Source organism: Streptomyces sp. URMC 127, from assembly GCF_051386535.1.
Lineage (GTDB): Bacteria > Actinomycetota > Actinomycetes > Streptomycetales > Streptomycetaceae > Streptomyces.
This window is the reverse complement of sequence record NZ_JBPQTW010000097.1, coordinates 1-24,832: the sequence shown is the minus strand read 5'-3', so window position 1 is coordinate 24,832 and position 24,832 is coordinate 1. Positions and strand designations below refer to the sequence as shown.

Genomic DNA, 24,832 nt, shown 5'->3' with positions numbered 1-24,832 from the left:
CTGCGGTGGGGTGGGTCCACCAGAGGGCCTCGCCGCGGGTGAGGGCGGGCAGGCGGCGTTCGGCGTCCGGGGCGTGGCGGGCCGGGATCGTGCCCTTCAGGACGCACACCTCGGGGCCGGCCTCCGTGTCGTGGATCTCGGCCCCCAGCGCCGCCAGCGCTCCCGCGACGGCGCTCAGGGTGTCGGCGGGGGCCTCCAGTTCGTAGGCGTGGCAGGGCTCGTACACCTGCGTTCCCGCCCGCGCCAGGGCCGCCATCAGGACGAGCGGGGTGAGGCCGCGGAAGTCGGCGGCCGTGCTGACGGGTGAGGCGTAGCCGGAGCGGGTGAGGGTGACGGTGCAGTCGGTGACCGGCCAGCCGTACAGGCCCTGGGCGAGGGTGCGGTGGACGGTCTCCTCGATCGCGCGGTCGAAGGCGAGGGGCAGGGCGCCGAGTTCGGTGTCGCGGCGGAAGACCGTGCCCGAGCCGGGGGCGCCCGGTTCGGCGCGCAGGCCGACGGTTGCCCAGAAGGCGTGGCCGCCGTGCCGGTCGATCTCCTCGTACGCCTCGCCCGTGCCGGTGAGCCGCTCGCGGTGGACCGTGCTGCTCGGTGCGAAGACCGCTTCGACGCCGAACTCCCCGGCGAGCGTCGCCGCGATGATCTCCTTCTGCACCTCGCCGTAGAGCAGGACGGACGTGCCGCCGCCCGCCGGCAGGGTGCGGGTGCCGATGAGCGGGTCCTGGTCGGCGAGCGCGGCGAGCGCACTGTGCAGCCGGGCGGCGTCCTCGGGGCGTACGGGACGGACGACCGTCTCCAGGCTCGGCGGGGCGAAGACCGCGGACGGGCGGTGGCCCGAGCCGTCGCGGACGGGGCCGAGGCGGTCGCCCACCCGGACCTCGGGCAAGCCCCGGATCCGGGCGATGTCGCCTGCCGTGGCGCGGCGGCGGACCGTGCCGGGCTCCCCGGCCTCGACCACCGCGAGGGAGGTGACCCGCCCGGTGTGCTCCGCGCGGGTGCCGTCGGCCTGCTGCCGGTGGAGGGTGATCCGGTCGCGCTCGGAGACCGCGCCCGAGAACAGGCGCAGGTACGCCGTCTTCTCCCCGGCGGGACCGCGGTCGACGGCGAAGACCGTGCCGGTGGTCTGCGGGCCGGCGCAGCGCGCGGGCGGCAGGTGGCGGACGATGCCGTCGAGAAGGTCCGGCACGCCCTCGCCGGAGAGGGCGGAGCCGAAGTAGACGGGGTGGACGCGTCCGCGCGCGGTCAGCCGGGCGAGCGTGCTGCGCAGCTCCCAGGGCGTCACGGGGCGGTCCTCGACCAGCTTTTCGAGCAGGGCGTCGTCGTGCTCGGCCAGCGTCTCGGCCACGGCCGCGCGGAAGGCCGGGTCCTCGTACGAGCCGGGCACGGTGCGGGCGCCGGGGGCGCCGATGCCGTGGACGGTGCCCATGGGCACCACGTGCGGCGTGAGCCGGCGGCGGACGGCGTCGAGTGTCTCCGCCTCGCGGGCTCCGGCGCGGTCGGTCTTGTTGACGAACAGGAGGGTGGGCAGCCGGAGCCGGCGCAGCGTCTTCATCAGCACGCGCGTTTGCGCCTGCACACCCTCGACGGCGGACAGGACGAGCACGGCGCCGTCGAGGACGCCCAGGGCGCGCTCGACCTCGGCGATGAAGTCGCTGTGGCCGGGGGTGTCGACGAGGTTGACGCGCAGGCTGCCGACGCGGAAGGGGGCGACGGCGGTGCGGATGGTGATGCCGCGGCGGCGCTCGATCTCGCCGGTGTCGGTACGGGTGCTGCCGGCGTCGACGCTGCCGAGCCGGTCGATGGCGCCGGCGTCGAAGAGCAGGCGCTCGGTGAGGCTGGTCTTACCCGCGTCGACGTGCGCCAGGATCCCGATGTTCAGGACGGGCCGCGCGGGCAGGGAGAGCCCGGAGAGCAGGGTGTGCGTACGCAAAGAAGTCCTCGGAGAGAGTCGTCCGGTCAGGGCACTGGAGGTTTCCGAGGCGCCGGCGCATGGGCGTGTCTCTCCCGAGATGGAGGGGTGGATTCCGCAGCGCGCACGAGGCGCGCGCCGCCATCGTGGCACTCGCCGCCGCGCGGTTCCAGCGAATTTCCGGCAAGGCGCGGCAAGGCCCGGCACGACAGAGGCCGCCCCCAGGGACCTACAAACAAGCGCAGATGAGCGCCCGTCCGCTCAACAGCCGCTCACTCTTGGTAATCTTCCGTCACCGCTGGGAGAGCTTTGTGAATTGATTCACACCTGACCCTTGGCCGGGCCCGCGCCTTCGTGCTGAGATGCGGGCACGGCTGCTTCCAGCTCGACGGCGCGCTTGGGGAGGGCACTGTGGCGGACACCGCCATGCGTAATGCGGGGTTGCCGGAGCCGCGGGGACCGCAGGGGGCGGGCCCGGGAGGGGACGATCCGCTGGAACGGGCCGTGTGGCGGCTGCGCTCGCGCGCCTGCTGGGACGACGCCGCGGCCCTGCTCGCGCCGCGCGCCGCGGCCGAGCCGGGGGCGGCCCTGCAGCGGACGGCGGTCCTCACCGAGCGCTGCATGTTCACCGGCGGGGGCTGGGAGGCCGCCGAGGACGCCCTGCGCGCGGCCGAAGCGCTGGCCACGGACGACGAGGAGCGCGGGGCGGCGGCCTGCGAGCGCGGCCATCTCGCCTACGCCGCCACCCTGTTGGGCGTGCGCGACCGGGCCGACGAGGCGCGCTCCGCCCTGGGCCGGGCCGCGGCCCTGCTCGCGCCGGGTTCGCCGACGCGGCCCCTGCTGCACTTCCGGCGCGGCCTGATAGCCCAGCACCTGTCGGACAACCCCTCGGACGCGACGGCCGCCTTCGAGCGGGCCCACGCGGGGGCGACGGCCCAGGGGCAGCGGCTGCTGCTCTCCTTCACCTGGCGGCACGTGGCGGCCATGGCCGAGCACGAGGGCAGGATCGCCGAGGCGCGCTACGGCTTCGGGGAGTCGCTGCGCATCCGGGAGGAGCTGGGCTACCTCGTCGGCATCGCCCCGGCGCTGGCCTCGCTCGCCTCCGTCCTCGACGACCCGGGCGAGGCCGCCCGGCTGCGCGAGGAGGCCGGCCGGCTGGTCCGGCTGCTCGGCGGCGTCCCGGGCTGGCTGGCGGAACGGCTGGCGGCGGCGACCGCGGACTGACACAGGTCAGCCCTGCCTCACTCCCCCGCCGCGAAGTGCCCCCGCACCAGGGCCTCGGCCCGTTCCACGTCGTGCGCGGCCAGCGCCTCCAGCAGCGCCAGGTGCTCGGCCGCGTCGGCGACGAGGTCGGCCGTGCAGTGCGACCGGCCGTGCGCCGGGGGCCACTGCGCGCGCCGGTGGAGCTCATCGGCGACGGCGACGAGCTGACGGTTGCCCCCGAGGGCGAGGAGCGCGCGGTGGAAGGCCCGGTCGGCCTCGGCGTAGAGGGCGCGGTCGCCGGTGGCCGCCGCGGTGCGGGCGGTCTCGGCGAGCGGGCGGAGCCCGTCCCAGCCCGCGGCCGGGAGCGTGCGGGCGAGCCGCAGCAGGACCGGCACCTCCAGCATGGCGCGCACCTCGGCGAGCTCGGCGAGGTCGCGCGCGGTGCGCGTGGCGACGCGGAAGCCGCGGTTGGGGACGACCTCGACGGCACCCTCCAGGGCGAGCTGCTGCATGGCCTCGCGTACGGGCGTCGCCGACACGCCGAAGCGCTCGCCGAGCGCGGGGCCGGAGTAGACCTCGCCCGGTATCAGCTCGCCGCTGACGAGGGCCTTGCGCAGGGCGTCGAGCACCTGGCCGCGCACGGAGTGGCGCTGCGGCATCCTGCGTGCGGGAGCGTGCGCGGGGGCGGCGCACGGAACCCCGTACTCCTGCTCGCCGTGGACGTGCTCGCCGCGCACCTCGCCGCGGCCGCCGCCGGCCGCGGGAACACCGCCGCGGCCCGCCGCCCCGCGCGCGGCCTGCGCGGGCACCTCGGCGAAGAGCCTCTCGGCCGGCGCCGCGGCGTGGGATCTTCCCTGCTCCATTGGGGTCCTCCTGATGTCCTTTCGAACCATAGGCGGCCCCGCGGACAGTTCAAACCCCGATCAACCGGGGTAAGGTAAGCCTAACCTGCAGAACGATCGCGATTCGGTGGTCCCGCATGGCCCCTTCCCCGAGCGCCCCGAGTGCCCCGAGCACCCGGAGCGCCCCGCCTGCTCCGGACGCCCCGGCCGCCCCGTCCCCGCTCGCGGACGCCTACGCCCGCCTCGCCGGCGTCTACCAGGGGCTCACCCTGACGGCCGGCCCACCGCTCACCGGCGAGGGCTGGCTGACCGCCGCCGCGCTCGCGGAGGGCGGCGCCGGGCTGGAGGCCTTCCTCGCGTGGGACGACGCGCAGATCCTGCGCGAGTACGGGGAGCGGGCCCGCCCCGACGTCGTGGCGAGCTTCGGGCTGCACCGCTACGCCTGGGCCTCGTGCCTGCTTCTCACCGTGCCCTGGTTCCTGGGCCGCAGGGTGCCGCGGCTGCCTCCCGCGGCCGTTTCCCTCCACCGCGGCGAGGGCCGGCTGACGGCGTTCGCGACGGAATTCGCGTGCCTGCCCGGCGACCCCGCCGCAGAACTGCCGGGCGCCCGGGCAGTTCCCTGCGAAGAAGCGCTGCGCGCGGAACTGCGCGCCGCGGTGGCGGCGCATTTCACCCCCGTCCTGGAGGGCTTCCGGCCGCGGATGCGGCGCGGTCAGCGCGCCCTGTGGGGAATGGTGACGGACGAACTGGCCGAATCCTTGTGGTATGTGGGCCGGTTGCTCGGCGAGGAGGAACGGTCCCGCCGCGAACTGGCCCTGCTGCTCCCGGGGGTGACGCCGCCGTACGTCGGCGGAGCGGCCTTCCGGATGCTTACCGGCCGCATGGGAGAGCCGATTCCGACCCGTGACAGGGCCAGCTGCTGCCTCTTCTACACCCTGCGTCCGCAGGACACGTGTACGACCTGCCCGCGTACATGCGACGCGGACCGGGTGGACCGGCTGTCCGTAAGCTGACCGGCCTCACACCACTCGATCGGGTGAGGTGAAGGGAACGCAATTCCCCCTCCCCTGAATGGCGTTCGAATTTCTTCGCACCTATCCGTATGCCGTTGCCGTCCATTGGCAGGCAGTTGGCGCGAAACCCCTTGGCGAACGGACTGATTCCGACAGGATGGCGCGCGATAGGCCGTACAGCTATGCAAGCTATGCAAGGGACGCAAGATGAGAGTGACCGATATACCGCTGAATTGGATGCTCCCCTGTGTCGTGGCGCTCGCCGGGGTCGTGGTGGCGGTGACGGTGCTCGCACGCGGCCGGCACGGTGCGGACGATCCCGGGGCCTCGGACTCCTGGGAGCGCAACGAGGAGCGCAGGCGGCGCAAGGAGGCCATCTACGGCAGCGCCTCGTACGTCCTGCTGTTCTGCTGCGCCGCGGTGGCCGCCGCCCTCTCCTTCCACGGCCTCGTGGGTTTCGGGCGGCAGAACCTGGGGCTGATCGGCGGCTGGGAGTACCTGGTGCCGTTCGGTCTCGACGGGGCCGCCATGTTCTGCTCGGTGCTGGCCGTGCGCGAGGCGAGCCACGGCGATGCCGCGCTCGGCTCCCGGATGCTCGTGTGGACCTTCGCCAGCGCGGCCGCCTGGTTCAACTGGGTGCACGCGCCGCGGGGCCTGGACCACGCGGGCGCGCCGCAGTTCTTCGCCGGGATGTCGCTGTCGGCGGCGGTGCTCTTCGACCGCGCGCTGAAGCAGACCCGCCGGGCGGCGCTGCGCGAACAGGGCCTGGTGCCCAGGCCGCTGCCGCAGATCCGGATAGTCCGCTGGCTGCGGGCCCCCCGCGAGACCTTCGGCGCGTGGTCGCTGATGCTCCTGGAGGGCGTGCGCTCACTGGACGAGGCCGTGGAGGAGGTCCGCGAGGACAAACGGCAGCGGGCGCAGGCCAGAGCCCGCAGAAGGGAGGCCGGCAAGCTGGAGCGCGCCCGGCTCAAGGCGTACTCCCGGCAGAACCGGGTGTGGGGGCGGGTCCGGGGCGGCCGGCAGGTGGAGGTCGGCGGGGCCGCGGTGCCCGGCCCCGCACAGCCGGCCCAGATCGGTTCGGACCCTTCCATAGTCGACCAGGGACAGCTTCCCGTCCGCGCGCGGCCGTTGCAGGCGGTCGGTGGCCCTGACCCGATCGACCTCACCGCGGAGGACGACACCCAGGCGATCCCCCGCCTGGACTCGCTCGAGGCGAAGCTCGCCCAGATCGAGCGGCAGTTCGGCTGACGCCCCCGGGCCCTGGGTCGTCGCACGGCGGCGGTTCAGGGCTCCTGGGCTGCCAGCTCGAACCAGACGGACTTGCCCACGCCGTGGGCCCGGACGCCCCAGCCGTCCGCGAGGGCGTGGACGAGCAGCAGCCCCCGCCCCGACGTGGCGGCCTTCTCGATGTCGTTCATCTCCGGCACGGCCTCCCTGAGGACCGGCCCGATCTCCGTTCCCGGACCGTGCAGCGCGGGATGACCCGGCACGAAGTCCCGGACCTCCACCCGCAGCCGCCCCCGCACCTGGCCCGGCGCCCCCGTGAGCGCCGCCTTGACCACGGCGCCCCCGTCGGTGTGCACCAGGGCATTGGTGACGAGCTCGCTCGTGAGCAGCTCCGCGGTCTCCGCCCGGCCGGGCGCACCCCAGTGGGTCAGGAGGCGGCGCAAATCGGCCCGGACTTCCCGGACTCCGGTGAGATCCCGGCGGCGGAGCCTCCTTTCGAAACGCGGCCCGGAATGCGCCGTGCCGTCCGCGTGCCCGCTTCCGTGCTCCGTACGGCCCTCCCGGTCGCCCGCAAATCCCTCAACGCCCGTCCGGCCCGCTGTCTGCCGTTTCATCCTCCCTGCCCCGACCCCTCCCCGGCGCCCCGGCCTCGAACACGCTCGCGTTCGCTCACCGCAATGCATGCCCCGGCCCGCCGGGAACGACTCCTGTCGAGGCATCAACGTGGCGATACCGGCGGAATCCCGGGCCCCCTTGCCCGGGCCGTGAACCGCGCCGCGAACCGGGCCGTGAACCGGGCATGAACCGGGCTGTGAATATGCCATCGGCGCGCGGCCGGCGAGAAAGTCCGTACGGAACGGGAAGGAATAGCGGCGGCCCGGGAAACGGCCGGGCGGGGCGGTGACAACGCCACCGCCCCGCCCCGGATTCGGCCCGGCTACGCTTCCCAGAGCGCGCACGCCGTACGGTCGTCGGCGTATCCCTTCACCCGCAGCTGGATGTCCGCGAGGAACGCCGCGAGCCCCGGCGGCCGCGCGCCCGCCCAGCGCTCGGCCAGCCTGCCGCCCAGCTCCGGCTCGCCGCGCATCGGCTCGGCCAGACCCGCCGTGCACAGCATCAGCGTGTCCCCCGGCCGCGCGACGGACGCCCGGAAGCGGAAGGGCTCGCCCGGCACCGCCGGCTCCTCGGGCTCGACGGGCGGGGTGAGGCCCGGCGTGGGGATGCCGAGGTCCACCGTCATCGTGTCGGCGGGCGCCGCGCCGTAGCCGACGACCGGCTCGCCCGTGCGCTCCGGCGGTGCGTCCGGCTCCAGGTCCTGCCAGACGCCCTCGCGGAGGCGGAACAGGCCGCCCGCGCCCACGCCGAAGAACACCCGCGTACGGCACTGCGGGTCGGCCGTCAGCAGCAGGCAGCGGACCGTCGCCGTGTACTCGTCGGGCCGCAGGCCCAGTTCGGCGGCGCGGGCGCGCAGCCGGCCGTAGGAGCGGTCGGTGAGCCGGTGCAGGCCCGACTTGAGCTCGCCGCGCCGGCCGCCGCGGATGTCGTCGGCCAGCCGGGCGTGGCTGCGGCCGACGGCGCCGGCCAGCCACCTGCAGGCGTCCCGTGCCGCGCGGGGCGCGACGTCCGTGCCGCGCAGACCGCTGGCCATCGCCACGAGCAGCAGCGCGCCGTCGCCGTCGCCGAAGCGCGCGGTCAGCAGGGCGTCCCGCCGGGGCTCGCCGCGGTAGCGCGCGGAGTCGCCGCGCAGCGACAGGGCACGGAGGGTGACGGCGCCGTACTGCGCCCCGTCCAGGACCGTGTCCGGGACGAGGCCTTCCAGGTCCTGCGGGTCCGCGGCGGGCCAGGCCGTGGGCTCCGCGTCGTACGTGGGCGGCCGCTGACCGACGAACTCCGCTCCCGGGGCCACGCGCGGGCCCGGCTGCGGGGGCGCCGCGAGGGGCTGGCGCCGGGGCGGCGTGGACTCCCGGGAGACGACGGGCGGACGCGACGCCGGCTCCAGGGACGTCGCCCGGGCGGCGGGCTCCAGGGGTTCGGCGTGGTCGCCGCCGGGCGGGGCCGTGCGGGCCGGCTGAGCGCTCCGGGTGCGCGCGGGGCTCGCCCCGGGGCCCGGCTGGTCCGGCACGGCGGGGAGGGACTGCCCGGGAAGCTCGGGGAGCTCGGATAGCTCGGGGAGATCCGGGCGTTCGTACGGATCCGGCCGGGCCGGTGGTGCCGGCGGCGGGGGCTCCTGCCTGGGGGGCCTCGGCGGGCGCAGGGGGCGCTCGGCCCGTACGGGCCTGGTCGGCCGCTCCAGCCGCCCGGTGCGCCTGAGGCGCTCCGGGCGCTCGGGCAGGGCGGCCGCCCGTTCCTGCCGGTCCGGCGCCTCCGGCTCCGGTTCCGGCTCCGGTCCGTCCATCCGCTCGTAACCGTCGAGCAGTTCACGGCGCCCGGCAGGGGCCGCGGGCCGGGGCGGCGGCTCGCTGCCGCTTGCGGGTCGCTCCGGACGGCCGGCGGGCTCCGCGTCGCCGGAGCGGTCCGCGAGGCCGGGGTCCTGGGGGGTGCCGTCGCCGCCCGTGTAGGCGGCTCCGCTGCGACCTCCGGAGCGCTTGCGGCGGGCGACGACATCCGCCCTGACGGCACGGGCCGCCCTGGTGCCGGGGCCCTCCGGCGGGCCGTAGCCGGCGTCTTCCAGGGCCCCAGCGCGCTCCGTGCCGTCCGCCGGGCCGAAGCCCTCGGGCGGCTCGCCGTCCGCGTACTGGTCCTGTGAACAGTCCACGTGTTCGGCGTCGTCGGTGGCGGGAGGGGCCGGCACCGCCTGCAGGCTCTCCGGCGGGCCGTAGCCGGCAGCTTCCCGGTCGCCCGCACGATCCGCGGGCTCCGCAAGCCCGAGGCCTTCGGCGGGCTCGACGCCCTCCGCGTACGGGGGCTCCGCCCGGCCTGGACGGTCCGCGGGGTAGGCGCCTTCCCCGGCCGTTGCCTCCGGGCCGGCGGGCTCCTGCGCGACGTCGTCGCGGCCCGGGGGCCGGGGCGCGAGCCGGGCCCGGTCACCTGCGCCCGGGGGGCTCACGGTTTCGGGCCGGTCTTCCGCGCCGGAGGCGGACCGGCGGGCGGTGCCGCCGGGCGGTGCCGCACCGTCGGGGCGGGGCGGTCGCGGGGTGCGGCCGCCGAAGAAGAGGTCCGCGCCCTCGCAGCGGTCGGTGCGCTCGGAGCGGGGCGGTCGGGCGGTGCGGCCCCCGGCCTCGGGCCGGGCCGGGCGCGGGGCGCGGGCGGTGCCGCCCGGGACTGCTCCGTTCGCTCCGTTTGCTCCGTTCGGCCCCTCAGGTCGCTCAGATCGTTCAGGCCGTTCAGGTCGCTCAGGTCCGTCCGGCGCGGGCCGTCCCCGGCGGACGGGGGCGGGCGGCCCGGAGACGCCCATGGATCCCGGCGGCTGGGCCGCCGCGGGGCGCCGGTCGGGGCGGCCCTGACGGCCCGTGCGATCGGTGCCGTCCCGCGGGTCCCGCCGCTCCGGCGGGGCCGAGCGCTCCGGCTGCCGTGGCACTTCGGACGGCCTGCGCGGGTCGGCCTTCCGCCACTTCTGCGGTTTCTCCAGCAGCTCCGGCAGGAGCCCCGCGCCGTGCAGATCCGGCGGTTTGGGGATCCTCGGCAGGGGGACGCGCGCCGCACGGCCGGGAGCCGGCCCGTCTTCGAGGCGCTCCGCGTCCGAGGGCGGGGGCGGCGTGAATTCCGAGCGCGCCGGAACTCCTCGCGCACGCGGCGCGCCGTATCCCTTCGGCAGCGAGGGAAGCCCGCTCGGGGGCACGGCGACCGGATCCGGGGGCTGCGGCGGACCGGGCGGCTCGGCTCTGGGCGCTTTCACCGCCCTCTGGGTCCGTTTCGGCCGTTCACCGCAGGACTCCGCCCTCACCACCGCCGAAGCGGAGGTGAATCGCTCGTCGAGGCTGCTGTCGTCCCCGGCGGCGGATCCGATGTCCGGTGCATTCTTGTCGTACAACTCGCCCCACCAGGCGTCCTCTTGGCCGGTGCGCGGGTCCCCCTGCTGACTCATGCCCTTATTGTCCATACTCTGGGGCATACGGGAAGAGTGCACGGCGGACCTCACCCGGGGATGATGACCGAGTCGAAAAGCGGTCGCGGGGAGGGATGTCGTGTGCTTGGCTCCATTGGACTGGACGTCGGACCGGAAGCGCCTTCCGCAGTCCGGGAGATGAGCCGCTGCGGGGGAACGGAAAAGGGACGGCAGCAGCCCGCGGGACCCGGTGGTGTGGAACTGGTGACGGGAGCACGCGCTGTTGACGAACGGCTCGTGCGCATATGCCGCGGGGCCGCCGTGGAAATATGCGCGCTGCTCGCGGGAAGTCCATCCTCTTCGTCTGACACAGGCTCCGGCATACCCCGCCGCACGGTCGTCGAACGTGCGGGGCTCACCGCCCTGCCGGATGCCGGGGATCCCACCCTGATACGTGTTGCGGAGCGCATTCCGGCCGAACTGGTGATTGCCGACCGCGCAGTTGCCCTGCTCCCTTTCACGCCCCGCACGGCCGGTCCGGCCGCCCTCGGCGAGCTGCCGGAGCCGGCGGCGCTCGTCGTCCACCGGGGCCCGCTGCTCACCACGCTGGTGAATCTGTTCGAGGACATCTGGAACGAGGCCCTCCCCGTACGGGTCTGCGCGGACGCGGCCCGCCGGGACGCGGCGGACGGCCTTCCCGCCGGGCCCGACGCGCTCGACCTGGAAGTGCTGTCGCTGCTGATGGGCGGGCTGACCGACGCGAGCGTCGCCAAGCAGCTCGGGCTGGGGCTGCGGACGGTGCAGCGCCGGGTGAAGCGGCTCATGGAGCTGGCCGGGGTGACCACCCGGCTGCAGCTGGGCTGGCACGCGGCGGCGCACGGCTGGACGGCCGTCCGCCGCCCGCAGGGCTGAGCGGCCCGTCCCGGGCGGGCCCTGCGGTCCTGTCTGCGGTGACCGCCGTCGTCCGGGAGCGCCGGCGCCCGCCTTCCGGCAACCTTGGTGCATGGGGACGTGGCAGCTGCTCCTCGTCGGCCTGGTCATGCTGCTCGGGCTGGCCGGTGTCGTCACCCCGGGGGTGCCGGGACCGCCGATCGTCTGGGCGGGCGTGCTGTGGTGGTCGATGACCGACCGGTCCGCCCTGGCCTGGGCGGTGCTCGCGGGGGCGACGGTGGTGCTGCTGCTGGAGCAGGCCGTCAGCTGGCTGCTGCCGCCCCGCAGCCTCCGGGGCGCGGGCATCACGCGCCGCGCCTTCCTGGTGGCGGGGGCCGCCGGGGTCGCCGGCTTCTTCCTGCTGCCGGTGCTGGGCGCCGTGCCCGGCTTCGTCGGCGGGCTGTACGGGGTGGAGCGGCACCGGCTGGGCGGGCACCGCGCGGCGTGGGCGTCCACGCGGAACGTGATGCGGGCGCTGGGCACGAGCGTGCTGATGGAGCTGTTCGCGTGCCTGCTGGTGGTGGGCGCGTGGATCGGCGCGGTCGCGTGGGGCTGACGGGGCGGGCCGCGTCCGGGCCCGGCACCGCTCACGCCGGCTCCCCCACCCCCTCCAGGGCCAGCAGCAGGCGCTTGCGGTCCAGGCCGCCCGCGTAGCCGGTGAGCGAGCCGTCCGCGCCGATCACGCGGTGGCAGGGGCGCAGCACGAGCAGCGGGTTGGCGCCGACGGCCCCGCCGACCGCGCGGACCGCGGCGCGCGGGGCGCCGATCCGGGCGGCGAGCTCGCCGTAGGTGGTGGTGGCGCCGTAGGGGACGGCGTCGAGGGCGTCCCAGACCCGGCGGCGGAACTCCGTGCCGGTCACGGCGAATTCGAGGTCGAAGGCCTCGGCTTCGCCGGCGAAGTAGGCGGTGAGCTGCCGCTCGGCCTCGGCGAAGGCGGCGTGGTCGCGCACCCGGCCCGGGGCCGGGGCGGGAGCGTTCTTCTGGCCCTGTACGGACAGCGAGGCGATGGCGGTGCCGCCGGGTGCGGTGGCGGAGGGGCGGCCGGTGACGAGGAGCGGGCCGAGGGGGCTGGCGATCTCGGTGTAGAGCGTGGTCATGGTTCAGGGGTCCTTGCGGGTCGGGGCGGGGGTGCCGGGCCCGGTGCCCGGGGCGGCGGCCGCCTGCCAGAGGTGGTGGAGGGCGTAGGAGCGCCAGGGGCGCCAGGCTTCGGCGGCGCCGGGCTCCGCGCCGAGGGCGGCGAGGCCGTGGCGGGCGCCGGCGTCGCCGGGCAGGAAGACGTCGGGGTCGCCGAGGGCCCGCATGCGGATGTAGCCGGCGGTCCAGGGGCCGATCCCGGGGAGCTCCAGGAGGGCCTGCGCGGCCTGGTCGCGGTCGGCGCCGGGGTCGAGGCGGACGGCGCCGTCGGCGAGGGCCGTGGCGGTGGCGCGCAGGGCGCGCTTGCGGGCCTGCGGCATGCCGAGGCCGTCGAGGGCGGCGTCGGCGAGGGTGGCGGGGTCGGGGAAGAGGTGGGTGAGGCCGCCGTCGGGTGCGGGCAGCGGCTTGCCGTGGGCGGCGACGAGGGCCGCGCCCAGGCGCACCGCCGCCTCGACGCTCACCTGCTGGCCGAGGACGGCCCGTACGGCGAGTTCGTCGCCGTCGGCCGCGCCGGGCGAGCGCAGCCCGGGCCGGGCGGTGACCAGCGGGCGCAGCAGCGGGTCGGCGCCGAGCCGCTCGGCGACGGCGTACGGGTCGGCGTCGAGGTCGAAGAGGCGGCGTACGCGCTGGACGGCGGTGGCCAGGTCGCGGGGGTCGGTGAGGTGGAGGCGGCAGTCGAGCCAGGCTCCGTGCCGGCGCTCCCCGGGGCGGGGCTCGCCGACCTCGGCGACGCCGGTGCCGTAGGGCAGCCGCAGGGTGCGGCGGTAGAGCCGGGAGCCGGGTTCGCCGAGGACCTCCTCGACGCCGGGGACGGCGCGCCGCTGCAGGAAGCCGAACATCTCGCGGGCCGCGTACGGGCCGCGGTGGGCCAGGCGCAGCGGGATGCCGGCGCCGGTCTGCCGGGGGCCCTTGCGGACGCGCAGGCTGCTGGGCGTGGCCGCGTAGACCTCGCGCATGGTGTCGTTGAACTGCCGGACGCTGGCGAACCCGGCGGCGAAGGCGATGCCGGTGACGGGCATGTCCGTGGTCTGCAGGAGGACGCGGGCGGTGTGGGCGCGCTGGGCGCGGGCGAGGGCGATGGGGCCGGCGCCGAGCTCCTCGGTGAGCTGCCGGTGCACCTGGCGGGAGCTGTAGCCGAGGCGGGCGGCGAGGCCGGCGACGCCTTCGCGGTCGACGACGCCGTCGCCGATGAGCCGCATGGCGCGGCCGACGAGGTCGGCGCGGACGTTCCACTCGGCGGAGCCGGGGGCGGCGTCGGGCCGGCAGCGGCGGCAGGCGCGGAAGCCGGCGCCCTGGGCGGCGGCGGCCGAGGGGAAGAAGCGGGCGTTGCGGCGCTTGGGGGTCACGGCGGGGCAGCTGGGACGGCAGTAGATGCCGGTCGTCTTCACGGCGAGGAAGAACTCGCCGTCGAAGCGGGCGTCTCTGCTGTGTACCGCCTGGTAGCGGGACTCGTCGTCCATGCGTCCAGTCTGCGGGATCGCTGCGCTTGCGACTGGCGGAAATCGGACGGCGGCTTCGCCGCCCTGTCCTCGTCCTCAAACGCCGGACGGGCTTGATCTTTCCGAGCCGTCCGGCGTTCGGGGACCGGTGGCCGGGGCCGGCCAGGCGCCGCCGAAAACGCGCCACAGGGGCTGAGCGCCGTCGCGGCGGAAGTCTTCAGCGCCACGACGACGGGATGTCCCACAGCATCCGCTTCGACAGAGGCCCGGGGCCGCCGGGCGGGCGGCGGGACCGCCGGCGGTCGCCTTCGGGCTTGCGCCGTCGCGGCGGAAAGATTCCGCCGCCACGGCGCTCAGCCACGTCGGCGCATCCCGGCGGTGCCGGACGCACCCCGGCCCGTACGGCTGCTACCGGCCGCCGCGCTTGCGCGCCGCCGCCTCGCGGCCTGCGGCCGATTTCCGCTTCCAGTCGCGGCGGATCTCCGCCCGGAGGCGGGCGTCCGTGCGGGCGGCGATCCACTCGTTCTCGCGCACGAGCTTGCGGTAGCTGTCGAGGCGCCGCTGACCGAGCGTGCCGTCGGCGACGGCCTGCTGCACCGCGCAGCCCGGCTCCGAGGCGTGCCCGCAGTCGTGGAAGCGGCACCGGGCGGCGTACTCCTCGATCTCGGCGAACGCCTGCGCGACACCGCCCTCGGCGTCCCACAGGCCGACGCCGCGCAGGCCCGGGGTGTCGATCAGGACGCCGCCGAAGGGCAGCCGGAGCATGGTGCGCGTGGTGGTGGTGTGGCGGCCCTTGCCGTCGCGGTCGCGGGCGGCGTTGACGTCCTGGACGTCCTCGCCGGCGAGCGCGTTGGCCAGGGTGGACTTGCCCGCGCCGGACTGGCCGAGGAGCACGGTGGTGCCGCCGGCCAGGGCGGCGGCCAGGACGTCGAGGCCCTCGCCGGTCTCCGCGCTGACGGCGAGCACCCGGGCGCCCGGCGCCGCGGCCTCGGTGTCGGCGAGGAGGTGGCCCAGGGTGACGGGGTCGGGCACGAGGTCGGCCTTGGTGAGGACGACCAGCGGCGCGGCGCCGCTCTCCCAGGCCAGGGCGAGGAACCGCTCGACGCGGCCCAGGTCCAGCTCGACGGCCAGGGAGACGGCGACGACGGCGTGGTCGACGTTGGCCGCGAGGATCTGGCCCTCGGAGCGCTTCGACGACGTGGACCGCACGAAGGCGGTGCGGCGGGGCAGCAGGGCCAGGACGTAGCCGCGGGCGGTGTCGACCGCGGCCCAGTCGCCGGTGCACATGACGGCCGTCGGGTCGCCGGTGGTCACGAGGGCGGCGTCGGCCTGCACGGTGCGGACGCCGGAGCCGTCCGGTGCGGGGACGACGACGTCGCAGCGGCCCCGGTCGACCCGGACGATGCGGCCGGGGACGACGCCTTCGGCGGCGTGCGGGGCGTAGCTGTCAGCGAACCCTTCGTTCCAGCCGTAGGGGGCGAGAGGGTGCGGAAGCGAAGTCAAGACGGTGTTCCTTCACGGAAGAGGAGAGGGAGGTGATGGGCATCGGGGTGCGGGCCGTGACAGTCATCGGTCCTCGCCTCCTCTCCGTACGTCCTTGCGGACACGCGTCCTTCGCGTGGGAGTGAGCTTAGGCAGGGCGGCGGGGCGTGCGCGAAGGGTTTTTCGCGCACGCCCCGTCAGTGGAGTGCAGTCGCCTCGCCGGCGGAGCTCAGTCGCGCCGCTTGGCGTGCTTCGGGTGGTGCGTCTCCTTCTGGAGCCGGGAGCGGACGTCGTCCGGCGGCAGGAACTGCGCCCACCGCTCCGGGAACTCCGAGGGCGGCTCGCGGTCCTGGCCGATCACGCCTTCGTCCGGGCCGTCCTCGTCGAGGTCGTCGGCGAGGCTCGCCTCCAGCGCGCGGGCCGCGCGCTCGGCCGCCTCCTGCGCCGCCGCGGCGGCCCGCAGCCGGTCGACGTCGGCACGCGCGGCGGCCGTGGCGACCGACGGCCACACGCGGTCCAGCGCGGCGTTGACGGCCGCGCCGACGAGCACCGCGAAGGCCGACACGCCGATCCACAGGAGGACGGCGACGGGCGCGGCGAGCGACCCGTAGATGGTCAGGCCCTCCACCGTGTGGGTGAGGTAGATGCGCAGCAGGAAGCTGCCCAGGACCCACATCGTCAGCGCGACGAGCGCCCCGGGGATGTCCTCCTGCCAGGGCGAGCGGACGGGCACGGAGACGTGGTAGAGCGTGGTGAGGAAGACGATGGAGAGCAGGATGACGACGGGCCAGTAGAGGAACCGCACCACGTCGCCGCTCCAGGGCACGACGTCCTCGACGGCCTCGGGCCCGGCGACCATCAGCGGCAGGGCCACCGCGCCGATCAGGAGGGCGACCACGTAGAGGAGGAAGGCGAGCAGGCGGGTCCGGACGATGCCGCGCTTGCCCTCCAGCCCGTACATGATCGTGATGGTGTCCACGAAGACGTTGACGGCGCGCGAGCCGGACCACAGGGCGATGGCGAAGCCGACGGAGATGACGTCGGGGCGGCCCTTGGTGACGTCCCGCAGGAGGGGCCGGGCGATCTCGTTGACGCCCTTGTCGCTGAGGACGGTCGCGGACGCCTTGAGGATGTTCTCCTGGATGGAGCCGATGGTGTTGGTGCCGGTCCACGCGTCCAGGTAGCCGAGCAGGCCGAGGAGGCCGAGCAGCAGCGGCGGCAGGGAGAGCAGGGTGAAGAACGCCGCCTCCGCCGCGAGGCCGGTCACGCGGTATTCGATGCACGAATTGACGGTGTCCTTCAGGAGGAGCCACGCCATCCTGCGCTTCGAGACATTCCGGTACAGGACACGAGCCCTGTGCAGCCGTCCGGCCCTGCGCCCCGGTGATTCGTTTGCTGCCTGCACGGTCTAACCGTATCCGCCCTGGCCACGTGGGATCGCACAGCAGCCGAACAGGCGGGCGACGGGGGCGGGAAAAGCGTCCGGTGGAGGGTGATGCTGCGCCGACTCGGCACCACCCTCCGGCCGCTCACCCTCACCATCCGCCCGCGGCGCGGCCCCGCGCAACGGTTGCATGGAGTTGCAATCCGGCGGATGCCCCGCCGGGCGGGCCCGCGGGACGGCACCATGGCAGCGTGAACCGCGGAACCACCGACGAAGCCCTGCTGCCGGCCGTCCGGGAGGCCTGCCTGGGGGACGCGCGTCCCCCGGTCCCGCCGCGCCCGCTGATCGGGCAGTCCTGGCACCGCGTCCGGCTGCGCGGGGTCGATCCGGAGAAGGGTGGTTCCTCCCCGCGGCTGGCCGCCGACGAGGTCGAGGAGCGGCGGCAGCGCTCGCCGCTCGGGGGCCTGCTCACCCACCTGCGCGAGGGCCTGGGGTCCGTCGTGGAGGCCGAGCGGCACCTGATGGCCGTCACCGACGCCGAGGGCCTCGTGCTGTGGCGGCAGGGCAACCGGGGCGTGCTGCGCAGCGCCGACCGGCTGGGCTTCGACGTGGGCGCGTCCTGGGCCGAGGAGCTGGTGGGCACGAACGGCATCGGCACGTCGCTGGTGGAGCGGCGCCCGGTGCTGGTGCGGTCGGCCGAGCACTTCGTCCGCACGCACCACGCGTGGTCCTGCGCGGCGGCCCCGCTGCACGATCCGCGCGACGGGCGGCTGCTGGGCGTGCTCAACGTGAGCGGCCCCGCGCCCGTGTTCAACCCGGCCACCCTGCCGCTGGTCACGGCCGTCGCCAAGGTCGGCGAGGGCGAGCTGCGGGTGCGGCACTGGGAGTCGGTGGAGCGGCTGCGGGCCGTCTCGGCGCCGATGCTGGCCCGGGTGGGCGGCCGGGCGCTGGTCGTGGACCGCGACGGGTGGGCGGCGGCGGTGACGGGCATGGGGCCGGTCCGCCGGGTCGCGCTGCCCAAGGCCGTCCAGGCCGGGCGGGTGTGGCTGCCGTCGCTGGGGCTGTGCTCGCTCGCGCCGCTGCCGGACGGCTGGCTGGTGCGGGTGGAGGAGGCGTCCCGGGCCGAGCTCGTGCCCAGCCGCGTCGTGCTGGACGTGCGCGGGCCGCGCCGCTGGACGGTCACGGTCTGCGGCTCCGCGGGCGAGTGGTCCCAGGAGCTCAGCCCCCGCCACGCCGAGCTGCTGTACGTGCTGGCCCGGCATCCCGCGGGACGGTCGGCGGCGGAGCTCGCGGCGGACTTGTTCGGGGATCCGTCCCGGACGGTAACGGTACGGGCGGAGATGTCGCGGATGCGGCGCACGCTCGCGGGGGTGCTGAGCCATCGCCCGTACCGGTTCGCGGAGAACGTCGACGTCCGCCTGCTCGTACCGTCCCGGGGAGCGGACCTCCTGCCGTCGTCCACGGCCCCGGTGGTCGTGGCGGACCGCGCGGGCGTGTGACGGACGGGGCGCGAAACGCCGCCTTTCCGCCGGGACTGCGGCCCGTCCCTCGCGGCCTGCCCGGCGGCGCCGATCGACCCGAGGCGGGCTCGGCACCGCCGAAAGCCACCGCCGTGGCTGAGCGCCGCCGCGGCGGAAGGCACCCGCGGCGAGCCGCCCCCGGGACCGCGCCCGGCGCCCCCGTCGTGGTTGGGTGGGCGTATGAGCAACCGTACGACCACTGTGACCACCTGGTCGATGGAGATGACCTCGCCGGGCGATCTCATATCCGTCCAGGAACCGGACAGCGCGTCCGGCATCCGGATCGTCCGTGCCGAAGTGCCCTCGCCGGAGTTCAGCCGCTTCCTCTACACCGCCGTCGGCGGCGACGTGACCTGGCTCGACCGCCTGCCGTGGACCCACGAGACGTGGCGCGCGCACCTGGAGCGGCCCGGCGTCGAGACGTGGGTGGCGTACGAGCACGGGACGCCGGCCGGCTACATCGAACTGGAGGCGCAGGGCGAGGGCACGGTAGAGATCGTCTACTTCGGCCTGATCCCGGCGTTCCGGGGCCGCCGCATCGGCGGCCACCTCCTCTCCTACGGCACCGCCCGCGCCTGGGACCTGGCCGGCCGGTGGCCCGGCCTGGCGCCGACGAAGCGGGTCTGGCTGCACACCTGCAGCCTGGACGGCGAGCACGCGGTCGCCAACTACGAGCGCCGCGGCTTCCGTCTGTTCGAGACGAAGACCGAGGAGCAGCCGGAAGCGGCGCCGCCGGGCCCGTGGCCGGGCGCCCACGCCTGACCGAAGAGCCCCCTCACCGACGAACCCGTCCCGGCATCCGGGACGGGTTCGTCCGCAATACGGACAACGGTGGACTGGCCGGATCGTGCCGTGCCACGCTGCCGTCATGTCCGGAGCTGGAATCGTCTTGGTGAGTCGGCGTCACGTCGACCTCGTCCGCATGTCCAGCGCCATCTGTCCGGCGCGCTGACGTCTCAGCACCACCTGCACCAGCACTGCCGCTTCCCCGGCATTCGCCCGCTCCGCCCCGCCGTCCCCGATGCCGCGGACGAGCGTCCCCCTTGCGCACCCTCGCAGCACCGCCGCAGCCCGCCGCCCCGCCCTCGCGGGGCCGGGCCCCGCGGGCTACCCGCAGGCCACCGAAGGACACACCGCCATGGCTGCCACCTCGCACACACCCACCGCCGCCGCCCCGACCCGCCGCAAGGCCGGCCGCCACCGCGGCGAGGGCCAGTGGGCCGTGGGCCACTTCACCCCGCTGAACGGCAACGAGCAGTTCAAGAAGGACGACGACGGTCTCAATGTGCGGACACGCATCGAGACGATCTACTCGAAGGCCGGTTTCGCCTCGATCGACCCCGCCGACCTGCGCGGCCGGATGCGCTGGTGGGGCCTGTACACCCAGCGCAAGCCGGGGATCGACGGCGGCAGGACGGCGGTCCTGGAGCCGGAGGAGCTGGACGACGAGTACTTCATGATGCGGGTCCGCATCGACGGCGGCCGCCTGAGCGTCGCCCAGCTGCGCGCCATCGGCGAGGTCTCGCAGACGTACGCCCGCGGCACGGCCGACATCACCGACCGGCAGAACATCCAGCTGCACTGGGTCCGCATCGAGGACGTGCCCGCCATCTGGGAGAAACTGGAGGCCGTCGGGCTGTCCACGACGGAGGCGTGCGGCGACTGCCCGCGCGTGGTCATCGGCTCGCCGGTGGCCGGGATCGCCGCGGACGAGATCGTCGACGGCACGCCGGCGATCGAGGAGATCGAGCGCCGCTACATCGGCAGCAAGGAATTCTCCAACCTGCCGCGGAAGTTCAAGTCCGCGATCTCCGGCTCGCCGGTGCAGGACGTCGTCCACGAGATCAACGACGTCGCCTTCGTGGGCGTCGTCCACCCCGAGCACGGGCCCGGCTTCGACGTGTGGGTGGGCGGCGGCCTGTCGACCAGCCCCCGGCTGGGCGAGCGGCTGGGCGCCTGGGTGCCGCTGGAGGACGTCCCGGACGTGTGGGCGGGCGTCGTCGGCATCTTCCGCGACTACGGCTACCGCCGGCTGCGCACCCGCGCCCGGCTGAAGTTCCTGATGGCCGACTGGGGCCCGGAGCGGTTCCGCGACGTCCTGGAGAACGAGTACCTGCGGCGGAAGCTCGCCGACGGTCCCGCGCCCGCCGAACCCGCCAACCGCTGGCGCGACCACGTGGGCGTGCACGAGCAGAAGGACGGCCGCTTCTACGTGGGCTTCGCCCCGCGCGTCGGCCGCGTGGACGGCAGCACCCTCACCAAGATCGCCGAACTCGCGGCGGCGCACGGCTCGGACCGGCTCAACACCACCGTCGAACAGAAGATGATCATCCTGGACGTGGCGCGCGAGCAGGTGGACTCCCTCGTCGCCGGGCTGGAGGCGCTCGGCTTCCAGGTCACGCCCTCCCCCTTCCGGCGCGGCACGATGGCCTGCACGGGCATCGAGTACTGCAAGCTCGCGATCGTCGAGACGAAGGCCCGCGGGGCCTCGCTGATCGACGAACTGGAGCGCCGCATGCCGGACTTCGCGGAGCCGGTCACCATCAACCTCAACGGCTGCCCCAACGCCTGCGCCCGGATCCAGACCGCCGACATCGGCCTGAAGGGACAGCTCGTGCTGGACGCGGACGGCCGCCAGGTCGAGGGCTTCCAGGTGCACCTGGGCGGCGCGCTGGGCCTGCGGGCCGGCTTCGGCCGCAAGGTCCGCGGCCTGAAGGTCACCTCCGACGAGCTCCCGGACTACGTCGAGCGCGTCCTCACCCGCTTCGCCGAACAGCGCGAGGACGGCGAGCGGTTCGCGGCCTGGGTCGCGCGCGCCACGGAGGCGGACCTGTCATGAGCGGACGCGCAGCCCCCTTCTACTGCCCCTACTGCGGCGACGAGGACCTGCGCCCCTCCGAGGAGGGGCACGGAGTGTGGGAGTGCACGGCCTGCAGCCGGGCGTTCCGGCTGTCCTTCCTCGGCCTGCTGGCCCCGCGCGACCGCGGCCCCTCCCCCACGTCCGCACCCGCACCCGCACCCGCACCGGGCGCGCCCGTACCCGCGGCCGCACCCGTCCTCGCACCCGGCGAAGGGGGCATAACCCCGTGACCACCACCGACCTGCAGGAACTCGCCGAACGGGCGGGCCGCGAGCTGGAGGACGCCCCGGCGCCCGACATCCTGCGCTGGGCCGCCGAGACCTTCGGCAAGCGGTTCTGCGTCACCTCCTCCATGGAGGACGCGGTCGTCGCCCACCTCGCCTCCCGCGCCCTGCCCGGCGTCGACGTCGTCTTCCTCGACACCGGCTACCACTTCCCGGAGACGATCGGCACCCGCGACGCCGTCGCGGCCGTGATGGACGTCAACGTCATCACGCTCACGCCGCGCACGACCGTCGCCGAACAGGACGCCGCCCACGGGCCCCGGCTGCACGACCGCGACCCCGACCTGTGCTGCGCGCTGCGCAAGGTCGAGCCGCTGGAGCGCGGGCTCGCCGCGTACGACGCCTGGGCGACCGGGCTGCGCCGCGACGAGTCGCCCACCCGGGCGGGCACGCCCGTCGTCGGCTGGGACGCGCGGCGGCGGAAGGTGAAGGTGTCCCCCATCGCCCGCTGGACCCAGCAGGACGTGGAGGCGTACGTGGCCGAGCACGGCGTGCTCACCAACCCGCTGCTCATGGACGGCTACGCCTCCGTCGGCTGCGCGCCCTGCACCCGCCGGGTCGCGGCGGGCGAGGACGCCCGCGCCGGCCGCTGGGCGGGGCTGGCCAAGACCGAGTGCGGGCTGCACGGATGACGCCGACCGTACGGATGACACAGGAGCGGGAGCAGAGGATGAGCGGAGCCACGATCTGGCTCACCGGCCTGCCGAGCGCGGGCAAGACAACCATCGCCCGGGCGCTGGCCGAGCGGCTGAGCGGCGAGGGACACCGGGTGGAGGTGCTGGACGGCGACGAGGTCAGGGAGTTCCTCTCGGCCGGCCTGGGCTTCTCCCGCGCCGACCGGGACACCAACGTGCGGCGCATCGGCTTCGTCGCGCAGTTGCTCGCCGCGCACGGCGTGAAGGTGCTCGTCCCGGTGATCGCCCCGTACGCGGACTCCCGCGAGGCGGTGCGCAAGCACCACCAGCAGCGCGGCACCGGCTACCTGGAGGTGCACGTGGCAACCCCGGTGGAGGTGTGCGCGGCCCGTGATGTGAAGGGCCTGTACGCGAAGCAGGCCGCGGGCGAGCTGTCCGGGCTGACGGGTGTGGACGATCCGTACGAGGCTCCGGCCGACCCGGACCTGCGGATCGAGGCGCACGCCCAGAGCGTCGAGGAGTCGGCCGGGGCGCTGCACGCGCTGCTGGTGGGCAGGGGGCTGGCATGAACGTTCCTGACAGTCCTTACGCGCTGACGCATCTGGATGTGCTGGAGTCGGAAGCGGTGCACGTCTTCCGGGAGGTGGCCGGGGAGTTCGAGCGGCCGGTGCTGCTGTTCTCCGGAGGCAAGGACTCCATCGTCATGCTGCACCTGGCGCTGAAGGCGTTCGCGCCCGCGCCGCTGCCGTTCGCCCTGCTGCACGTGGACACCGGGCACAACTTCCCCGAGGTGATCGCCTACCGCGACCGGGTCGTCGCCGAGCACGGACTGCGCCTGCACGTCGCCTCCGTACAGGAGGCCATCGACGCCGGACGCGTCCGCGAACGACCCGACGGAACCCGTAACCCGCTGCAGACCGTACCCCTGCTGGAAGCCATCGCCACGCACCGCTTCGACGCCGTCTTCGGCGGCGCCCGGCGGGACGAGGAGAAAGCCCGCGCCAAGGAGCGGGTGTTCTCCCTGCGGGATGAGTTCGGCGGCTGGGACCCGCGCCGGCAGCGCCCGGAGTTGTGGCAGCTCTACAACGGCCGCCACGCCCCCGGCGAACACGTCCGCGTCTTCCCCCTGTCGAACTTCACCGAGCTGGATGTGTGGCAGTACATCGCCCGGGAAAAGATCGACCTGCCTTCGATCTACTTCGCGCACGAGCGTGAAGTGTTCTCCCGGGACGGCATGTGGCTCGCCCCCGGCGACTGGGGCGGCCCCCGCGACGGTGAAACCGCGTTGCGGCGACTGGTGCGTTACCGCACGGTCGGTGACATGTCCTGCACCGGCGCCGTCGACTCCACCGCCACCACCATCGAGGACGTCATCGCCGAGATCACCGCCTCCCGCCTGACCGAACGCGGCGCGACCAGAGCGGACGACAAGCTCTCCGAAGCCGCCATGGAGGACCGCAAGCGCGAGGGGTACTTCTAGCCATGAACAGTGTCACCGCCACCACAGCGACCTCACTGCTGCGTTTCGCCACCGCAGGCTCGGTCGACGACGGCAAGTCGACCCTGGTCGGCCGGCTCCTGCACGATTCGAAGTCGGTGCTGGCCGACCAGCTCGAAGCCGTCGAGCACGCCTCCCGCAGCCGCGGCGCGTCGGCCCCGGACCTGGCGCTGCTGACCGACGGCCTGCGCGCCGAGCGCGAGCAGGGCATCACGATCGACGTCGCCTACCGCTACTTCGCCACCCCGCGCCGCCGCTTCATCCTCGCCGACACCCCCGGCCACGTGCAGTACACCCGCAACATGGTCACCGGCGCCTCCACCGCCCAGGCCGCCGTCGTCCTCGTCGACGCCCGCAACGGCGTCGTCGAGCAAACCCGCCGCCACGCCGCCGTCGCAGCGCTCCTGCGCGTCCCCCACCTCGTCCTCGCCGTCAACAAGATGGACCTCACCGGATACGCCGAGCCGGTCTTCGCACGGATCGCCGAGGAGTTCGCCGCGTACGCGGGCTCCCTGGGCGTGCCGGAGGTCACCGCGATCCCGGTTTCGGCACTCGCCGGGGACAACGTGGTGACCCCGTCCCCCCACATGGACTGGTACGGCGGACCGACCGTGCTGGAGCACCTGGAGACGGTGCCCGTCGTCACCGACCCGGCGAGCGAGCCTGCCCGCTTCCCCGTCCAGTACGTCATCCGCCCCCGGACCGCCGCCCACCCGGACTACCGCGGCTACGCCGGGCAGATCGCCTCCGGCGTCCTGCGCGTCGGCGACCCCGTCACCGTCCTCCCCTCCGGGCGGACGAGCACCATCGCCGCCATCGACGCCCTCGGCTCGCCGGTGGACGTGGCGTGGGCGCCGCAGTCGGTGACGGTGCGCCTCGCCGACGACGTGGACGTCTCGCGCGGCGACCTGATCGTCCCGGCCGCGGGCGCGCCCGCCACGACCCGGGACGTCGAGGCGACCGTCTGTCATGTGGCGGACCGGCCGCTGCGCGTGGGGGACCGGGTGCTGCTCAAGCACACGACCCGTACGGTCAAGGCGCTGGTGAAGGCGGTCCCGTCGCGGCTGGCGCTCGACGACCTCTCCCAGCACCCGGAGCCGGGCGAGCTGGCCGCCAACGACATCGGGCGCGTGGTGCTGCGCACGGCCGAACCCCTCGCCCTCGACCCCTACGCCGCCTCCCGGACCACCGGCTCCTTCCTCCTCATCGACCCCGCCGACGGCACCACCCTCACCGCCGGCATGGCGGGCGAGGCGTTCGCGGACGGCTCCGCTCCCGGCGGCACCGCTCCGGCGGCCGGCGACGAGGGCTGGGACTTCTGACGATGACGACCTCCGCCAGGGACTTCTTCACGGGCTTCGGCAAGGAGGGCGGCCGCGTCGGCAGCGGCGACCTCGGCAGCGGGCGGGGCGGCACCGGCCGATGTGCGCGCTGAGCCCTGTGCCGGCGCCGCCCGCCGGTCCCGCCGCTCCCGCCGTTCCCCCCTGCCT

Annotated in this window: 22 protein-coding genes; 14 read left to right on the top strand and 8 right to left on the bottom strand. The window is 75.0% G+C overall.

Annotation, left to right across the window (positions count from 1 at the left end):
* Nucleotides 1–1,927, bottom strand: a 1,927-nt coding sequence (gene otr(A), locus ACSNOH_RS19835) for a tetracycline resistance ribosomal protection protein Otr(A) (protein WP_436722713.1), incomplete at its 3' end; no start/stop codon positions are given.
* 405 nt (nt 1,928–2,332) lie between these two features.
* On the opposite strand from otr(A), the gene ACSNOH_RS19830 reads away from it, so the two are divergent.
* Nucleotides 2,333–3,130 carry a hypothetical protein gene (locus ACSNOH_RS19830; protein WP_436722715.1) on the top strand — a complete coding sequence of 266 codons (798 nt, stop codon included), beginning with the start codon at nt 2,333–2,335 and terminating at the stop codon, nt 3,128–3,130.
* Between the two features lie 17 nt (nt 3,131–3,147).
* On the opposite strand, the gene ACSNOH_RS19825 is transcribed toward ACSNOH_RS19830, so the two are convergent.
* Entirely contained in the window at nt 3,148–3,972 is an 825-nt protein-coding gene (locus ACSNOH_RS19825; protein ID WP_436722712.1) for a GntR family transcriptional regulator, read from the bottom strand.
* 116 nt (nt 3,973–4,088) lie between these two features.
* Between ACSNOH_RS19825 and ACSNOH_RS19820 the strand changes: the two genes are divergently transcribed.
* On the top strand, nt 4,089–4,964 hold the full coding sequence (locus tag ACSNOH_RS19820; RefSeq protein ID WP_436722711.1) for a (2Fe-2S)-binding protein: 876 nt from the start codon (nt 4,089–4,091) through the stop codon (nt 4,962–4,964).
* Between the two features lie 207 nt (nt 4,965–5,171).
* Nucleotides 5,172–6,212: a DUF2637 domain-containing protein gene (locus ACSNOH_RS19815; RefSeq protein ID WP_436722710.1), complete on the top strand. Its 1,041-nt coding sequence runs from the start codon at nt 5,172–5,174 to the stop codon at nt 6,210–6,212.
* A gap of 35 nt (nt 6,213–6,247) precedes the next feature.
* Here ACSNOH_RS19815 and ACSNOH_RS19810 read toward each other — a convergent pair whose 3' ends face one another.
* Nucleotides 6,248–6,634, bottom strand: coding sequence for an ATP-binding protein (locus ACSNOH_RS19810; RefSeq protein WP_436722709.1), 387 nt, complete (start codon nt 6,632–6,634; stop codon nt 6,248–6,250).
* A 494-nt stretch (nt 6,635–7,128) separates the two neighbouring features.
* A complete protein-coding gene (locus ACSNOH_RS19805) occupies nt 7,129–9,237 on the bottom strand; it encodes a protein phosphatase 2C domain-containing protein (protein ID WP_436722708.1) in 2,109 nt (702 codons plus the stop codon).
* A 1,422-nt stretch (nt 9,238–10,659) separates the two neighbouring features.
* On the opposite strand from ACSNOH_RS19805, the gene ACSNOH_RS19800 reads away from it, so the two are divergent.
* Both ACSNOH_RS19800 and ACSNOH_RS19795 read left to right on the top strand, forming a co-directional pair.
* A complete protein-coding gene (locus tag ACSNOH_RS19800) occupies nt 10,660–11,088 on the top strand; it encodes a helix-turn-helix transcriptional regulator (protein ID WP_436722707.1) in 429 nt (142 codons plus the stop codon).
* A 91-nt stretch (nt 11,089–11,179) separates the two neighbouring features.
* Nucleotides 11,180–11,662 (top strand): DUF456 domain-containing protein, encoded by a 483-nt coding sequence (locus tag ACSNOH_RS19795; RefSeq protein WP_436722706.1) that lies wholly within the window; start codon nt 11,180–11,182, stop codon nt 11,660–11,662.
* Between the two features lie 31 nt (nt 11,663–11,693).
* Here the strand turns inward: ACSNOH_RS19795 and ACSNOH_RS19790 are convergent, their stop codons facing one another.
* The 4 genes from ACSNOH_RS19790 to ACSNOH_RS19775 all read right to left on the bottom strand — a co-directional run bounded on the left by ACSNOH_RS19790 (nt 11,694) and on the right by ACSNOH_RS19775 (nt 16,566).
* Nucleotides 11,694–12,203, bottom strand: a complete 510-nt coding sequence (locus ACSNOH_RS19790) for a methylated-DNA--[protein]-cysteine S-methyltransferase (RefSeq protein WP_436722705.1) — start codon at nt 12,201–12,203, stop codon at nt 11,694–11,696.
* A 3-nt stretch (nt 12,204–12,206) separates the two neighbouring features.
* Nucleotides 12,207–13,700 (bottom strand): AlkA N-terminal domain-containing protein, encoded by a 1,494-nt coding sequence (locus ACSNOH_RS19785; protein WP_436722704.1) that lies wholly within the window; start codon nt 13,698–13,700, stop codon nt 12,207–12,209.
* Between the two features lie 387 nt (nt 13,701–14,087).
* Entirely contained in the window at nt 14,088–15,182 is a 1,095-nt protein-coding gene (gene rsgA / locus ACSNOH_RS19780) for a ribosome small subunit-dependent GTPase A (RefSeq protein WP_436722703.1), read from the bottom strand.
* 208 nt (nt 15,183–15,390) lie between these two features.
* Entirely contained in the window at nt 15,391–16,566 is a 1,176-nt protein-coding gene (locus tag ACSNOH_RS19775; RefSeq protein ID WP_436722702.1) for a YihY/virulence factor BrkB family protein, read from the bottom strand.
* 230 nt (nt 16,567–16,796) lie between these two features.
* Here ACSNOH_RS19775 and ACSNOH_RS19770 point away from each other — a divergent pair, with 230 nt between their 5' ends.
* From ACSNOH_RS19770 to ACSNOH_RS19730, 9 genes are all read left to right on the top strand, one after another.
* Nucleotides 16,797–18,044 (top strand): GAF domain-containing protein, encoded by a 1,248-nt coding sequence (locus ACSNOH_RS19770; RefSeq protein ID WP_436722701.1) that lies wholly within the window; start codon nt 16,797–16,799, stop codon nt 18,042–18,044.
* Nucleotides 18,045–18,245: 201 nt separating this feature from the next.
* Complete coding sequence (locus ACSNOH_RS19765) at nt 18,246–18,827, top strand: GNAT family N-acetyltransferase (protein ID WP_436722700.1); 582 nt, start codon at nt 18,246–18,248, stop codon at nt 18,825–18,827.
* A 106-nt stretch (nt 18,828–18,933) separates the two neighbouring features.
* Nucleotides 18,934–19,017, top strand: coding sequence for a putative leader peptide (locus ACSNOH_RS19760; protein WP_436722714.1), 84 nt, complete (start codon nt 18,934–18,936; stop codon nt 19,015–19,017).
* Between the two features lie 186 nt (nt 19,018–19,203).
* The gene (locus tag ACSNOH_RS19755; protein WP_436722699.1) at nt 19,204–20,904 is read left to right on the top strand and encodes a nitrite/sulfite reductase; all 1,701 of its coding nucleotides are present in this window, start codon (nt 19,204–19,206) and stop codon (nt 20,902–20,904) included.
* Nucleotides 20,901–21,155 (top strand): hypothetical protein, encoded by a 255-nt coding sequence (locus ACSNOH_RS19750; RefSeq protein WP_436722716.1) that lies wholly within the window; start codon nt 20,901–20,903, stop codon nt 21,153–21,155. The genes ACSNOH_RS19755 and ACSNOH_RS19750 overlap by 4 nt, the downstream gene beginning before the upstream one ends.
* Nucleotides 21,152–21,841 (top strand): phosphoadenylyl-sulfate reductase, encoded by a 690-nt coding sequence (locus ACSNOH_RS19745; protein ID WP_436722698.1) that lies wholly within the window; start codon nt 21,152–21,154, stop codon nt 21,839–21,841. The genes ACSNOH_RS19750 and ACSNOH_RS19745 overlap by 4 nt, the downstream gene beginning before the upstream one ends.
* 38 nt (nt 21,842–21,879) lie before the next feature.
* Nucleotides 21,880–22,413, top strand: a complete 534-nt coding sequence (gene cysC, locus ACSNOH_RS19740; RefSeq protein ID WP_436722697.1) for an adenylyl-sulfate kinase — start codon at nt 21,880–21,882, stop codon at nt 22,411–22,413.
* Complete coding sequence (cysD, locus tag ACSNOH_RS19735) at nt 22,410–23,324, top strand: sulfate adenylyltransferase subunit CysD (protein ID WP_436722696.1); 915 nt, start codon at nt 22,410–22,412, stop codon at nt 23,322–23,324. The genes cysC and cysD overlap by 4 nt, the downstream gene beginning before the upstream one ends.
* 2 nt (nt 23,325–23,326) lie before the next feature.
* Entirely contained in the window at nt 23,327–24,664 is a 1,338-nt protein-coding gene (locus tag ACSNOH_RS19730; RefSeq protein WP_436722695.1) for a sulfate adenylyltransferase subunit 1, read from the top strand.
* The last annotated feature ends 168 nt before the right edge of the window (nt 24,665–24,832 follow it).

Excerpts from the sequence above, each read along its gene's own strand:
- ACSNOH_RS19815 (WP_436722710.1), top strand. The coding sequence starts at position 5,172 with ATGAGAGTGACCGATATACCGCTGAATTGGATGCTCCCCTGTGTCGTG.
- ACSNOH_RS19750 (WP_436722716.1), top strand. The coding sequence starts at position 20,901 with ATGAGCGGACGCGCAGCCCCCTTCTACTGCCCCTACTGCGGCGACGAG.
- ACSNOH_RS19795 (WP_436722706.1), top strand. The coding sequence starts at position 11,180 with ATGGGGACGTGGCAGCTGCTCCTCGTCGGCCTGGTCATGCTGCTCGGG.
- ACSNOH_RS19790 (WP_436722705.1), bottom strand. The coding sequence starts at position 12,203 with ATGACCACGCTCTACACCGAGATCGCCAGCCCCCTCGGCCCGCTCCTC.
- cysD (WP_436722696.1), top strand. The coding sequence starts at position 22,410 with ATGAACGTTCCTGACAGTCCTTACGCGCTGACGCATCTGGATGTGCTG.
- ACSNOH_RS19755 (WP_436722699.1), top strand. The coding sequence starts at position 19,204 with ATGGCTGCCACCTCGCACACACCCACCGCCGCCGCCCCGACCCGCCGC.
- ACSNOH_RS19760 (WP_436722714.1), top strand. The coding sequence starts at position 18,934 with ATGTCCGGAGCTGGAATCGTCTTGGTGAGTCGGCGTCACGTCGACCTC.
- ACSNOH_RS19730 (WP_436722695.1), top strand. The coding sequence starts at position 23,327 with ATGAACAGTGTCACCGCCACCACAGCGACCTCACTGCTGCGTTTCGCC.
- ACSNOH_RS19830 (WP_436722715.1), top strand. The coding sequence starts at position 2,333 with ATGCGTAATGCGGGGTTGCCGGAGCCGCGGGGACCGCAGGGGGCGGGC.
- ACSNOH_RS19785 (WP_436722704.1), bottom strand. The coding sequence starts at position 13,700 with ATGGACGACGAGTCCCGCTACCAGGCGGTACACAGCAGAGACGCCCGC.
- ACSNOH_RS19765 (WP_436722700.1), top strand. The coding sequence starts at position 18,246 with ATGAGCAACCGTACGACCACTGTGACCACCTGGTCGATGGAGATGACC.
- ACSNOH_RS19820 (WP_436722711.1), top strand. The coding sequence starts at position 4,089 with ATGGCCCCTTCCCCGAGCGCCCCGAGTGCCCCGAGCACCCGGAGCGCC.
- cysC (WP_436722697.1), top strand. The coding sequence starts at position 21,880 with ATGAGCGGAGCCACGATCTGGCTCACCGGCCTGCCGAGCGCGGGCAAG.
- ACSNOH_RS19825 (WP_436722712.1), bottom strand. The coding sequence starts at position 3,972 with ATGGAGCAGGGAAGATCCCACGCCGCGGCGCCGGCCGAGAGGCTCTTC.